Origin of the sequence: Polymorphobacter megasporae (genome assembly GCF_018982885.2) — a bacterium.
In the GTDB taxonomy this organism is placed as follows: domain Bacteria; phylum Pseudomonadota; class Alphaproteobacteria; order Sphingomonadales; family Sphingomonadaceae; genus Polymorphobacter_B; species Polymorphobacter_B megasporae.
The window spans coordinates 2,937,976-2,951,392 of the sequence record NZ_CP081848.1; the positions used below are offsets into that span (position 1 = coordinate 2,937,976).

Annotated in this window: 12 protein-coding genes and 1 tRNA gene; 7 read left to right on the forward strand and 6 right to left on the reverse strand. The window is 68.2% G+C overall.

What is annotated here, in order from left to right:
* The first annotated feature begins 164 nt into the window (after positions 1-164).
* A complete protein-coding gene (locus tag KTC28_RS13735; RefSeq protein ID WP_255602453.1) occupies positions 165-1,562 on the forward strand; it encodes a peptide MFS transporter in 1,398 nt (465 codons plus the stop codon).
* 44 nt (positions 1,563-1,606) lie between these two features.
* Positions 1,607-2,401, forward strand: a complete 795-nt coding sequence (proC, locus tag KTC28_RS13740) for a pyrroline-5-carboxylate reductase (RefSeq protein WP_216707705.1) — start codon at positions 1,607-1,609, stop codon at positions 2,399-2,401.
* Here proC and KTC28_RS13745 read toward each other — a convergent pair.
* From KTC28_RS13745 to KTC28_RS13755, 3 genes are read right to left on the reverse strand one after another with little or no spacing between them, the layout of a single operon-like run.
* Complete coding sequence (locus tag KTC28_RS13745; RefSeq protein ID WP_216707706.1) at positions 2,398-4,392, reverse strand: acetyl/propionyl/methylcrotonyl-CoA carboxylase subunit alpha; 1,995 nt, start codon at positions 4,390-4,392, stop codon at positions 2,398-2,400. The genes proC and KTC28_RS13745 overlap by 4 nt on opposite strands.
* Complete coding sequence (locus KTC28_RS13750; protein ID WP_216707707.1) at positions 4,389-5,168, reverse strand: enoyl-CoA hydratase-related protein; 780 nt, start codon at positions 5,166-5,168, stop codon at positions 4,389-4,391. The genes KTC28_RS13745 and KTC28_RS13750 overlap by 4 nt, the downstream gene beginning before the upstream one ends.
* 16 nt (positions 5,169-5,184) lie before the next feature.
* On the reverse strand, positions 5,185-6,705 hold the full coding sequence (locus tag KTC28_RS13755; RefSeq protein WP_304610489.1) for a carboxyl transferase domain-containing protein: 1,521 nt from the start codon (positions 6,703-6,705) through the stop codon (positions 5,185-5,187).
* A 143-nt stretch (positions 6,706-6,848) separates the two neighbouring features.
* Between KTC28_RS13755 and KTC28_RS13760 the strand changes: the two genes are divergently transcribed.
* The 3 genes from KTC28_RS13760 to rpmE all read left to right on the forward strand — a co-directional run bounded on the left by KTC28_RS13760 (position 6,849) and on the right by rpmE (position 9,171).
* Positions 6,849-7,124 (forward strand): metal-sensitive transcriptional regulator, encoded by a 276-nt coding sequence (locus tag KTC28_RS13760; RefSeq protein ID WP_216707709.1) that lies wholly within the window; start codon positions 6,849-6,851, stop codon positions 7,122-7,124.
* Positions 7,121-8,482 (forward strand): hypothetical protein, encoded by a 1,362-nt coding sequence (locus KTC28_RS13765; protein WP_216707710.1) that lies wholly within the window; start codon positions 7,121-7,123, stop codon positions 8,480-8,482. The genes KTC28_RS13760 and KTC28_RS13765 overlap by 4 nt, the downstream gene beginning before the upstream one ends.
* 458 nt (positions 8,483-8,940) lie before the next feature.
* Complete coding sequence (rpmE, locus tag KTC28_RS13770) at positions 8,941-9,171, forward strand: 50S ribosomal protein L31 (protein ID WP_216707711.1); 231 nt, start codon at positions 8,941-8,943, stop codon at positions 9,169-9,171.
* Positions 9,172-9,180: 9 nt separating this feature from the next.
* On the opposite strand, the gene KTC28_RS13775 is transcribed toward rpmE, so the two are convergent.
* On the reverse strand, positions 9,181-10,752 hold the full coding sequence (locus KTC28_RS13775) for an AMP-binding protein (protein ID WP_216707712.1): 1,572 nt from the start codon (positions 10,750-10,752) through the stop codon (positions 9,181-9,183).
* A gap of 84 nt (positions 10,753-10,836) precedes the next feature.
* On the opposite strand from KTC28_RS13775, the gene KTC28_RS13780 reads away from it, so the two are divergent.
* Positions 10,837-11,793 carry a zinc-binding dehydrogenase gene (locus KTC28_RS13780; protein ID WP_216707713.1) on the forward strand — a complete coding sequence of 319 codons (957 nt, stop codon included), beginning with the start codon at positions 10,837-10,839 and terminating at the stop codon, positions 11,791-11,793.
* Here KTC28_RS13780 and KTC28_RS13785 read toward each other — a convergent pair.
* A complete protein-coding gene (locus KTC28_RS13785) occupies positions 11,790-12,266 on the reverse strand; it encodes a TspO/MBR family protein (protein ID WP_216707714.1) in 477 nt (158 codons plus the stop codon). The two genes, KTC28_RS13780 and KTC28_RS13785, sit on opposite strands and share 4 nt — an antisense overlap.
* Positions 12,267-12,398: 132 nt before the next feature.
* Between KTC28_RS13785 and KTC28_RS13790 the strand changes: the two genes are divergently transcribed.
* Positions 12,399-13,247, forward strand: a complete 849-nt coding sequence (locus KTC28_RS13790; RefSeq protein WP_223132251.1) for a right-handed parallel beta-helix repeat-containing protein — start codon at positions 12,399-12,401, stop codon at positions 13,245-13,247.
* Between the two features lie 21 nt (positions 13,248-13,268).
* Here KTC28_RS13790 and KTC28_RS13795 read toward each other — a convergent pair.
* Positions 13,269-13,358, reverse strand: a tRNA-Ser gene (locus KTC28_RS13795).
* Positions 13,359-13,417 lie beyond the last annotated feature (59 nt).

Here is a 13,417-nt window from a genome sequence, read left to right on the forward strand (position 1 = left end):
CGCAACGATCTGGCTAAACTCGGCTTCAGCGATGATTCTTAACCGCCCATGACCCTGCGAGACCGTCGCCCTCGTTTCGAATTGCGAGCGCATTTTCGCGTGGCGGCGACGGTCGCCGACCGCGCCATCACTCCCGGCGTCGCGCTCTGAACGACACGGTCGCCATCGCCCCGGCGGCCGTCGCGTCCCCCGCGTCCGATCGCGCGTTCCTCGGCCATCCGCGCGGCCTCGCAGTTCTAGCATTCTCCGAGGCGTGGGAGCGGTTTTCCTATTCGGGCATGCAGACCCTGCTCGTGCTCTACACGGCACACTCGCTGTTCCAGCCCGAGAACATCGGCAAGATCTGGGGGTTCGCCGGTTTCCGCGGCGCGCTCGAGGCGCTGTACGGCCCGCTATCGACGGCGGCGCTCGCGTCGAGCACCTTCGGCATCTACGCCGGGCTCGTCTATCTGACCCCGATCCTCGGCGGGCTGCTCGCCGACCGGCTGCTCGGCAAGACGCGAACGGTCATCATCGGCGCGGTGCTGCTGACCGCCGGCCATTGGCTGATGGCATACGAACAGAGCTTCCTCATCGCGCTCGCCTGCCTCGTCCTCGGCGTCGGCTGCTTCAAGACCAACATCACCGGGCAGGTCGGCGACCTGTACGTCCTCGGCGATCCGCGCCGGGCCCGCGCCTTCCAGATCTTCGTCCTGTTCATCGCCATCGCCGCGGTCGCTGCGCCGCTCGTCTGCGGCACGCTCGGCGAGAAGGTCAGCTGGAGCTGGGGGTTCGGCTCGGCCGGTATCGGCATGGTCGTCGGCCTGTTCACCTACCTCGGCGGGCGTCGCTGGCTGCCGCCCGAACCCGCGCCGAAAAAACGCGGCGGCGTCGTCGAGCCACGACCCAGGCTTGCGCCCGGCGAGGGGCGCGTCATCCTGATCCTCGTCCTGCTGCTCCCGGTGCTGACGCTGTCGACCGTCGGCAACGAGCAGATGTTCAACGCCTATCTGCTGTGGGGCGAGGCGAACTACCAGCTGACCTTCTTCGGGATGACGATGCCGATCACGTGGCTGATCTCGATCGATTCGGTCATCGCGATCCTGGCGATGAGCGGGTCGCTGTTGTTCTGGCGCTGGTGGGGCAAGCGGCGGCACGAGCCCGACGAGATCACCAAGCTGACGATCGGGACGATGATCTGCGCGCTCGCGCCGCTCGTGCTGTCGGTCGCGTCGCTCTACGCGGCGGGCGGGCACCGCGTCAGCCTCGGCTGGGGGCTGGTGTTCCACGCGATCAACGAGGTCGGTTTCGCCAACGTCTATCCCGTCGGCATGGCGCTGTATTCACGCTGCGCCCCGCGCGCGCTCGGCGGCACGATGATCGCGATCTACTTTCTCCACCTGTTTGCGGCGAATGTCCTCGTCGGGCGCTTGGGCGGCCTGTTGTCGACGATGTCGGGGGCGTCGTTCTGGCTGCTCCATGCCGGACTGATCGCGGTCGCAGCGCTGATCCTGCTGCTCGTCCGCAAGCTCGCCGGCCGCCTGCTTGCGCCGACGGTCGATCCCGAGGCCGCGTTCGCCTGACGCTGCCACGGCGCGCGCGATCATCATTCAACCAGGAAATACCGATGACCGAAGACGTTCTACTCGTGGGCTGCGGCAACATGGGCGGCGCGATGCTCCGCGGCTGGCTCGCGCAGCACCGCACCGGGCTCATCGTCGTCGACCCCGGCGTCGAGCGAATCCCGGCGGGCGTGAGGGCGATGAGCGTGCTCCCCGCCGACGAGCCCGCGCCGCGCGTCGTCGTCCTCGCGGTGAAGCCGCAGATGCTCGCCGTCGTCGCCCCGGCGATCGAGCATGTCGTCGGCCCCGAGACGATCCTGCTGTCGGTCCTCGCGGCGGTCGAGATCGCCAGCCTGCGCCGTCACCTGCCGCGTGCTCGCGCGATCGTTCGCGCGGTGCCGAACCTGCCCGGCGCGATTGGCGCAGGCGTAACGGCGCTGGCGGCGGACGGCCTCGATCCCGCCGACCGCGAGCTGGTGACCGGCTTGTGCGACCCGCTCGGCCCGGTCGAGTGGCTCGACCGCGAAGCGCAGATCGACGCCGCAACCTCGGTCTCTGGCTGCGGTCCCGCCTTCCTGTTCCGCTTTGCCGACGCGGTGGTGCAGGCGGGCGTTGCACAAGGTCTCGATGCCGACACCGCGCGCCGCCTGTTCGCCGCGACGATGACGGGTGCGGGGCAGATGCTGATGGCGAGCGACGACAGCCCCGGCGACATGGCCAACCGCGTCGCCAGCCCGGGCGGGGTGACACTCGCGGGGCTCGCCGTGCTCGACCGCGACGATGCGCTGGTGAAGCTCATCGGCGAGACGCTTGCGGCAGCCGCGCGGCGTAGCGCCGAAATGGCGGCGGACGCGCGTTAGGCGGCGAGGCCCTCGATCTCGACGAGCAGCATGCCGTCGCCGACCTGATCCCCTTCGGCGACGTGGACCGCGCTAACTTTCCCCGCGACCTTCGCGACGAGCCGGTGCTCCATCTTCATCGCTTCGAGGACGAGGAGGCGGTCACCCGCGTCGACCGCAGTGCCGACCGCGACATCGAGTGCGAGGACGCGCCCGGGCATCGGCGCGAGAACGCGGCCGTCGCCACCGGGCTCGATTCCAGCGATACGCGGCGCGCGGAGCGAAAGCGTGTCGGCGCGCCCGGCGATGCGGACCTCGATCGAGCCTTCGCCGCGGATGACGATGGCATGGACCAAGCGCCCGCCGATGTCGGCCTCGAAACGGATGTCGTCGAGAAAGCGCCCGGTGGCAGTGAGGGGGGCGGCCATCCCTTCGATCCGGTCACCATCGACCGTCAGCGCGACCCGCTCGCCGTCGGGCTTGAACAGGTCGACATAGCGCGGCACGGGCAGGTTGAGCCGCCACCCGCCGAGCCGCTCGAACATCGTCGGCGCGGGCGGCGTAACCGGAGCTGTCGCGAGCGCGGCGACGACGACGCTGTCGTCGCTCACCCCGACCGGCGGCGCGAGGTCGTCGGCGTGGCGCGCGATGAAGCCGGTGTCGATCTCGGCGGCGCGAAACGCGGGATGGTCGATCAGCCGCGCGAGGAAGGCGCGGTTGGTCCGCACCCCGTCGATGATGCAGCCGTCGAGCGCCGCGACCAGCGCATCGATCGCGCGGGAGCGGTCGGGGCCATAGGCAATCACCTTGGCAATCATCGGGTCGTAGAAGACGCTAATTTCGCTGCCGGTCTCGACGCCGCTGTCGATCCGCGGCGACGCGATCCCGCCATTGACGAAGCGCGCGGTGCCCGGAAAGCGGACGCGCGACAGCACTCCGGTCGACGGCAGGAAGCCGTTGTCGGGGTCCTCGGCGTACAGCCGCGCCTCGACCGCGTGGCCGGTGGCGACGATGTTGGTCTGGTTCGCCGGGAGCATCTCGCCGCGCGCGACGCGCAGTTGCCATTCGACGAGATCGAACCCGGTGATAGCTTCGGTTACCGGATGTTCGACCTGAAGCCGGGTGTTCATCTCCATGAAATAGAACGCCGGGTCGCCGTTCTCGTCGACGGCGTCGAGATCGAGGATGAACTCGACCGTGCCCGCGCCTTCATAGTCGATCGCGGTCGCGGCGGCGCACGCGGCGACGCCCAGGATGTGCCGCAGTCGGTCGGACAGGCCGGGGGCAGGGGCCTCCTCGATGACCTTCTGGTGGCGGCGCTGGAGCGAGCAATCGCGCTCGAACAGATGGACGACATTGCCCGCGGCGTCGGCGAAGACCTGGACCTCAACGTGGCGCGGGCGGGCAATCAACTTTTCGAGCAGGACCCCGTCGTTGCCGAATGCGCGCCCCGCCTCGCGCTGCGCGGCGAGGAGTGCTTCGGCGAATTCGGCCTTGGTGTCGACCGCGCGCATCCCCTTGCCGCCGCCGCCCGCGACCGCCTTGATCAGCAGCGGAAAACCGATCTGTGCGGCAGCGCGCTCGAGGCGGACGAGCGACTGGTCGTCGCCCTGGTAGCCGGGCGTCGTCGGCACCCCGGCCTTTTTCATCAAGGCCTTGGCGCCGTCCTTTAATCCCATCGCGCGCATTGCGGCCGCAGGCGGTCCGACAAAGATCAGCCCAGCGTCCCGAACAGCATCGGCGAAATCGGCATTCTCCGACAGGAAGCCATAGCCCGGGTGGACCGCGTCGGCCCCCGACCGCGCGGCGGCCCCGAGCAGCTTGGCGGAGTCGAGGTAGCTTTCGGCGGCGGGGGCGGGGCCGATGTGGACCGCCTGCGTCGCCTCGCGGACGTGGAGCGCGCCGGCATCGGCGTCGGAATAGACCGCGACGGTCTCGATCCCCATCGCGTGCGCAGTGCGGATGATCCGCCGCGCGATCTCGCCACGGTTGGCGATGAGGAGCTTTTTCAAGACTTTGTCCAATCGGGCTGACGCTTGTCGAGAAAGGCGGCGAGCCCTTCCTTGCCTTCGGCCGAGGCGCGGCGGGCGGCGATGCGGTCGGCGGTGAGACCACGTAACGTGTCGGTCACAGGTGTTCCGGCGACATCGGCGATCAGCGCCTTGGCCGCAGCGACGGCACCCGGGGCGACGCCACGCAACGCCTTGAGCCACGCCGCGACCTGAATCTCGGGCGCGTCGCTGACGACATGGACGAGCCCCATCGCGAGCGCGTCGTCGGCGTCGAACATCTCGGCGGTGAGGAACCAGCGCCGCGCCGCCCGCGCGCCGATCGCCCGCAGCACGAACGGTGAGATCGTCGCGGGGGTCAGTCCGAGCCGCACCTCGCTCAGGCAGAACCGCGCGTCGCTGCTGGCGACGACCATATCCGCCGCCGCGACCAGCCCGACCCCGCCGCCGAGGACGTTGCCATGCGCAACGGCGATGACCGGACACGGGCAGCGGTCGATCGTATCGAGCATCCCCGACAAGAGCATGGCGTCGGCGCGGTTCTCCGCTTCGGTCCACCCGCCCGCACGCTTCATCCACGCAACGTCGGCTCCGGCGCAGAATCCCGCACCATTGCCGGCGAGAACGACCGCGCGCGGCGGGTCGGCATGGAAGCGCGCGAATGTCGTCGTCAGCGCGGCGATCAGCACTTCGTCGAACGCGTTGCGAACCTCGGGGCGGTTCAGCGTGACGCGGGCGATACCGGCGTCGACGGTGACGAGGAGGGGGGCGTCGGTCATTGCCTGATGACCCCGATCACATCCGGAACGTGCCGAAGCGCGTCTCGCCGATCGGTTCCTGCAGGCTCGCCGCGAGCGAAAGCGCGACCACCCGCCGCGTATCCGCCGGGTCGATCACGCCGTCGTCCCACAGCCGCGCGCTGGCATAATAAGGGTGGCCCTCGCGGTCGTAGCGCTCGCGGATCGGGGCCTTGAACGCGGCTTCGTCGGCGGCGTTGCGGAAGCCTCCGGTCTTGACCGTTGCCAGCACCGACGCCGCCTGCTCGCCGCCCATGACGCTGATCCGCGCGTTCGGCCACATCCACAGGAAGCGCGGCGAATATGCTCGGCCGCACATGCCGTAATTGCCCGCGCCGAAGCTGCCGCCGGTGATGACGGTGATCTTGGGGACGGCGGCGCAGGCGACCGCGGTGACCATCTTCGCACCGTGCTTGGCGATCCCCTCGTTCTCGTACTTGCGGCCGACCATGAAGCCCGAGATGTTCTGGAGGAACAGCAGCGGGACCTTTCGCTGGCAGCACAGTTCGATGAAATGCGCGCCCTTCTGCGCGCTTTCGGAGAACAGGATGCCGTTGTTGGCGACGATGCCGACCGGCATGCCCTCGATCGCGGCGAAGCCGGTAACAAGCGTTTCGCCGTACAGCTTCTTGAACTCGTCCAACTGGCTGTGATCGACGATCCGCGCGATGATCTCACGCGCGTCCTGCGGCTGGCGGGTGTCGGTCGGGATGAGGGCGTGGAGATCGCTCGCGGGATAGCGCGGTGCCGCAGGCGTGCGGGCCTGTGCGGGTATTGGTGCGCGCAGCGTCGCGACGATATTCCGGGCGAGTTCGAGCGCATGCGCGTCGTCGTCGGCGAGGTGATCGACGACCCCCGACAGCCGGGCATGGACGTCGCCACCGCCGAGATCCTCGGCGGTGACCTCCTCGCCGGTCGCCGCCTTGACCAGCGGCGGCCCGGCGAGAAAAATCGTCCCCTGGCCGCGGACGATGATGCTTTCGTCGGACATCGCGGGGACATACGCGCCGCCAGCAGTGCAGCTGCCCATGACGACCGCAATCTGGCCAATGCCTTGCGCGCTCATGTTCGCCTGGTTGAAGAAGATGCGGCCAAAATGCTCGCGGTCGGGGAACACCTCGTCCTGCCGCGGCAGGTTCGCGCCACCGCTGTCGACGAGGTAGATGCACGGCAGCTTGTTCTGCGCCGCGATCTCCTGCGCGCGGAGGTGTTTCTTGACGGTCAGCGGGTAGTAGCTGCCGCCCTTCACCGTCGGATCGTTCGCCACGACGACACACAGCCGCCCCGAGACCTGCCCGACCCCGGCGATCATTCCCGCCGCCGGAACCTCGTCGTCATAGACCGCATGCGCGGCAAGCTGGCCGATCTCGAGGAAGGCAGTGCCAGGATCAAGCAAGCGTTCAACCCGTTGGCGCGGCAGCAATTTCCCGCGTGCGACATGACGCTCGCGCGATGCCGCCGGGCCGCCTTGGGCGATCGTCGCGACAAGTTCGCCGAGACCGGCGACAAGATCGCCCATCGCGCTCGCATTGCGCCGCGTCTCGGCGTTGGCGGGGAGGGGCGTACCGATGCGATTGGGCATGGCGAGGGTATAGGCGGCGTGACCCGATGGCTCAACCCTGTGCGCTTGTCTTACCCCCCGGGGGTATGTAGGGGCCGGACATGGTCCCCGATACCCAGACAAAGTTGCTCAATCGCCTCCGCCGGATCGAGGGGCAGGTGCGCGGCATTGCCGGCATGGTCGAGGCCGATCGCTATTGCATCGATGTCCTGACGCAGTTGCAGGCGGTGCGCGCTGCCTTGGCCAAAGTCGAGAGCGAGATGCTGAAGAGCCATCTCGGCCATTGCATCGAGGGGGCCATTGCCAGCGGCAACGCCGCCGACCAGCGCGCGAAGGCTGCAGAACTTGTGATGTTGCTCGAGCGGAGTGCCCGATGAGATTGTCTTTGCTTGGCCTCGCCCTGATCGCGGCACCTGCTTTGGCGCAGGATATGCCCGGGATGGCGATGCCATCGGCCAGTGCGCCCGCGGAAGCGCATGACATGGCGGGAATGGACAGCGGCCACGGCGACGCGATGGCCGGGATGGACATGGGCCATGGCGGCCACGTGCATATGATGAAGGGGGCCTATGGTCCCTATCCCGGCACGCGTGAGGCGTCGGGGACGAGCTGGCAGCCCGATAGCTCGGTGCATGAGGGATTGCATCTAAGCAGCGGCGGCTGGGCGTTCATGCTCCACGGAACGCTCGTCGGGGCATACACCGATCAGTCGGGGCGGCGCGGCGACGACAAGGCGTTCCTCGCCGGGCACATCATGGGCATGGCGTCGCGCGACCTGTCCGACCGCGATCACATTCAGTTCCGCCTCGCGGTCTCGCCCGATCCGTTCATGGGGCCGCAGGGCTATCCGCTGCTGCTCGCGAGCGGCGAGACCGCCGACGGACGCACCCAGTTGATCGACCGCCAGCACCCGCACGACCTGTTCAGCGAGGTGTCGGTGTCGCTGTCGCACCGGCTGTCCGGCGACGCGAGCGTGTTCGTCTATGCCGGCCTGCCCGGTGAACCGGCGTTCGGCCCGCCCGCCTATATCCACCGCGCGTCGATCATGGACGATCCCGAAGCGCCGATCAGCCACCATTGGCTCGACAGCACCCACGTCAGCGAGGGGGTCGTCACGGTTGGGGCGACGTGGAACGGGGTCAAGGTCGAGGCCTCGCGCTTCCGCGGGCGCGAGCCCGACCAGAACCGCTACGACATCGAAACCCCCAACCTCGATTCGACTGCGGTCCGGGTCGGCTGGAACCCGGTGCCCCAGCTGTCGCTGCAGGCGTCGTTCGCCCATCAGAAAAGCCCCGAGCAATTGTCGCCGAACGAGGACCTCGAGCGCTGGTCGGCGAGCGCGATCCATACCAAGCCGTTCGGAGACGGCGGTTACTGGGCGACGACGGTGGCATGGGGACGGCGCATCGTCCTCGAAGGCGGGCACCGCGAGGACCCGCTCGACGCGTTCATCCTCGAAAGCACGGTCCATCTCGACCCGCGCTGGACGCTGTTCGCCCGCGCCGAACGCATCGATAATAACGAACTCTTGCCCGCGCCGGGCGCGCAGCAGGGGCCGACATTTACCGTCGGCAAAGTCTCGGGCGGCGCGATCCGCGACTTCCAGGTGGCGGCGCATCTCAAGTTCGGCGTTGGGGCACTGGTTTCGCGCAGCCTGACCCCGGGTGGGCTGGACCCCGCTTACGGGGGGGACCAGACGAGCGGGATGGGTTTTGTGCGGCTCAAGCTGGACTGACCTAACTCCTCCCTCGCGCTTGCGGGGGAGGGGGACCGCGCCGCTTCAGGCGTGGTGGAGGGGGCTTTCCGGGCGGAACTCTCGTTGCGGAGCGCCCCCTCCACCATAGCAAGAGCGATCGTCCCCCTCCCCCGCAAGGGCGAGGGAGGAGTTAGAAGGCGCTGTCCTATACGCCCGATAATGTGATTGGGTCGGGCTATGAACCCGTGCCCTCAACCCGATAGATACGCCCCAGCAATCGCGCAAGCAGTCGCGCGGAAGGTGCATTTCACTCCGACGTGGCGTCAGGTTCGTCAACTTCCAGCAAACGGCACGACGAAAACCACCGTCTTTTGTGTGAACTTATTCTGAACTTAGCGTTGGATTCGCTCGTCGCCTTGCCTCCAACGCCCGCTTCGCCTATAGTGCCGCCTCCATTTCGGGCTGGTCGGAACCAGCCGCACAGCCAAGGAACGACCATGAAGCCCGGCATCCACCCCGACTACCACATGATCAACATCACGATGACCGACGGGACGAAGTTTCAGACGCGGTCGACGTGGGGCAAGGAGGGCGACACGATGTCGCTCGATATCGATCCGACGTCGCACCCGGCGTGGATCGGCGGCGCGGGCAAGATGCTCGACGCTGGCGGCCAGGTCGCGCGCTTCAACAAGCGCTTCTCCGGCTTCGGGCTCGGCAAGAAGTAATTTCGGGATCTACGCCGCCGCGAACGCGCTCGCGGCGGCGGCCATCTCCTTTGCCCGCGCGTAATCGGCCTTGCCGTTGGGCGCACGCGGGACATTAGCAACGTGGAAGACCTGCTTTGGCGCCTTATACGGTGCCAGATGGGTTCTTACATAGGCGATAAGGTCAGCTGGGGCCACCGCTGACCCGGCGACGACGGCGGTCACCGCCTGTCCCCATTTTGCGTCGGCGACCCCGAATACGAGGGCATCGTCGACCCCCGGATGCGTCTTGAGCGCCTCCTCGACCTCTTCCGGGAAAACCTTCTCACCGCCGGTATTGATGCAGTGGCTGCCGCGTCCGAGCAGGACGATCGAGCCGTCGGGGTCGACCGTCGCCCAGTCACCCGCGATCGAATAGGTCTTGCCGCCGATGTCGACGAAGGTCGCCGCCGACTTGGCCGGGTCCTTGTAATAGCCCCGCGGGTTGAGCCCGCCGCGCGCCAGTCGCCCGGTGATGCCCGACCCCGGCGCGACCGGCTGCATATCCTCGTCGAGCACCAGCGTCTCGACGCCCTGGGTAAAGCGGGTCGGCTCGCCGGCGGTCGCGGCGGTCTGGATCGCGACGCCGATGCCGAGGCTTTCGGACGAGCTCAACGCATCGAGCAGCATCATCTCGGGATTGTGGCGGAGTAGCCCGGCCTTGACCTCAGGCGACCACATCGTGCCCGACGACAGCATCGTCCGCAGCGAGGCGATGCTCCCCCCGCCGTGATCGAGCGCGGCGAGCAATGGCCGGGCGAAGGCATCGCCGACGACCGCGGCATAGTCGGGCGAATGCGCCGCGCACGCCGCGAGCGCCTCGAGCGGGCTGTAGCCCGGGGAGGGGAGGGTGACGACGCACCCACCCCGGGCGAGCGTGCTGAGCGTCGCGAGATAGCCGGTGCCGTGCATCTGCGGCGGCAGGACGAGCGCGCGGTTGCGGCCGTGTCCGGCGGTGATGTTGGCGAGCAGTTCGTCGAGCCCCGACAGCGGCGCGCCGCCGATCGCCGCGCCGCCGCCCATCAGCAGCCACAGGTCGGACTGCGCCCACATCACACCCTTGGGCGACCCCGTCGTGCCGCCGGTGTAGATGAACAGCAGGTCGTTCGGGTCGAAATCCTGCAGCGGGGCGGCGGCACCGCTATTCGCCAGCGCATCGAACGCGGCCCCGGTCTCGACGACGAGCTTTAGCTTCGGCAGACGCGGGCGCAGCGCGGCGATGGTCTCGGCGAACTCGGGGTCGTGGACCAGCACTGCGGCGTCGCTATTGTCGAGGATGTAGAACAGCTCCTCGCCGGTGTAGCGGTAGTTGACGTTGACATGGACCAGCCGCGCCTTGAACCCGGCGACGCTCGTCTCGCTATACGCCGGGCCGTTGCGCATCAGGTGGGCGAGCTTGTCGCCAGGGACCGCTCCGGCAGCGACAAAGGCGGCGGCGAGGGCATCGGTGCGCCGGTCGAAGTCGCCCCACGTCGTCACCGCGTCGCCGTGGATCAACGCGGCGTCGCCAGGCGGCACGACCTTGCCGACAGCGGTGAAGACCTTGCCGAAGCTCCAGCTCATCGTCGATCTCCCCCGCGCTTTTGCCGCAGCTTGACACACGACGGGCTGGCCCGCCAATCCCAATGCGGGCGGAGGGCGAAGACGATGCGCGCGATGGTCTGTCATCATCTGAGCCGCGACCGGTCGGGGCTGATCTTCGAGCGCGACTGGGCCGAAGCGCCGCCGCCGGGAGCGGGCGAGGTGACGGTGGCGATGGCGTGCGCCGCGCTCAACTATCCCGACGTGCTGATGCTGTCGGGCGGCTACCAGTTCGCGCCGCCGCTGCCGTTCGTGCCCGGAGTCGAGGGGTCTGGGACGATCATCGCTGTCGGCGAGGGGGTCGATCCATCGGCGATCGGACGTGCGGTCATTGTCGGCGCGCGCTTCGGTTGCCTCGCCGAACGGCTGACGCTGCCGCTTGCGGCGACCCGGGTTATTCCGCCGGGAATGAGCCACGCGGCGGCGGCGGCCTTCACCGTCGCCGCGCTGACCGCGTATGTCGGGCTGGTCCGGCGCGGGCGTCTGGCCCCTGGCGAGCGTGTCGCGGTCGCGGGAGCGGGAGGCGGGACCGGGCTCGCGGCGATCGGCGTCGCCAAGGCGCTCGGCGCGAGCGTCGTCGCGCTGGCCTCGGACCACGCCAAGCTGACGGCGGCGCGTGATGCGGGGGCGGACGAGTGTATCCTCGTCGAACGATCGGCTGAGGTGCCCGCGCTGCCACCGGTCGACGTCGTCTTCGACCCCGTCGGCGGGCGGCTGACCGTGCCGCTGCTCGCCTCGCTCCGGCGCGGCGGGCGTTATCTCATCATCGGCTTTGTCGGCGGGATCGCCGAGGTCGCGTTCGATCGGCTTGGAGAGATCGAGGTCATCGGCGTCCGCGCCGGCGAATACGCCCGGCGCGATCCGGCTCGGGGAGCGGCGAACCTCGTGGCGATCGATGCGCTCGCGGCGGCCGGTCTCGCGCCGCGCATCGGGCTGCGTGTTCAACTGGCCGAAGCGGCAGCGGCCTTCGCAGCGATGGCCGACGGGACGCTCGTCGGCAAGGCGGTAATCGACTGCGCTTAGGCGCGGCCGAACGGGCGATTGAGGCGGACGATCGCGGCGTTGAGGCACGCGGCGAAACTGACCCAGATGAAATACGGCACGATCAGCCAGCTTGCGAGGACGGAGTACGGCCTTAGCCCGATCAGCAGCGCGACGAGCGACGCCCACAGGAACACGACCTCGACGATCGCCCAATCGGGCCGCCGCAGCTTGAAGAACAGCGGACTCCACAGGAAATGGCAGACCGCGTTGACCCCGAAGAGGATCAACACCGCCGTCCGCCCGGCGTCGTCGGCCGCGCCGCGCCACGCGAGGACACCCGCCCACGCCCAGAGCCCGAGGATGATCGTCCAAGCCGGACCGAACGCCCAATTGGGCGGGTTCCACGCGGGCTTGCGGAGGCTTGCATACCATGCGCCGACGGGGGTCAGCAGCGCGCCGCCAAATGCGAGGAATACCGCGGCACCGGCGGCGACATAGACTTCAGTGGACATGCGACTGGTCTCGACTGTGACGGTACGGTCGTCAACGCCCGAGGCCTAAAGTTCTCACCGTCGCGCCCGATAATCTCTTCGAGCCGCGCTTCCCGGCGGCTCGGTATCGTGTTGCTTGACCGGAGTATGACCATGATTCTGCTTGCGCTGGCCCTATTGGCCGCGACCCCGACCACTTTGAGCGGTGTCCTCGCCGCCGCCAAGCCCGGCGACGTTATCAAGCTCGTTCCTGGTAACTACCCGCTCATCACAATCAAGGCACGCAGCTGGGCTCCGGCGATTACGATCGATGCGAGCGGATCGAACGTCGTCGGTGTCGCGATCGTTGGATCGACCGGCGTCAGCTGGGTCGGCGGCGACATGGCGGGCACCGTCGTCGCCGCGGGGGTCGCCGGCGGTTACGGTTTTACCGCCAACGCGAGCAGCGCCAACATCAGCGTCTCGGGGGTCCACTTCAGCGACTTCCGCACCGGCGTCGGCTACAACCTCGTCAACGGCGGCAAGATCGCCGGAAACTGGTTTACCCGGATGAGTGCCGACGGGATCGACGTCGCTTTGGCGCGCAATATCGTCATCGACCGCAACGCCTGCACCGAGTTCAAGCCGGGACCGGCAGCGCATCCCGACTGCATCCAATTATGGTCGCGTCCCAATGTCGCGCCGGTCGCCGATATCACAATCACCAACAACAGCGCGGTCGGCGAGATGCAGGGGATCAGCCTGTTCAACCATGTTCGCGATGGCGTCGACGACGGCGGCTTCGACCGCGTCACGATCCGCGGCAATACCGTTCTCAACACGTTCGGCAACGGCCTCGCGGTCTATGACTGCCGGGGCTGCACCGTCCGCGACAACGACGTCAATTCGCTGCCCAATTATTGGCACCGCGCCCAGCTTATCGTCAAAGGCGGGTCGGTGATGCAGTGCGGCAACCGGGTGCCGATGACCGGGCAGGGGACGCCGGCCTGCACGTCATCCTGAGGGACGATAGTCGCCGCGGGCTGGAGGATAGGGTGGGATTCGAACCCACGGTGAGCTTCCACCCACGGCGGTTTTCAAGACCGCTGCCTTAAACCACTCGGCCACCTATCCTCGCGCGCGAAACCGCTTCTGGCCATATCCTCCGGCGGTTGCAACCCGTCCGCCGCCGG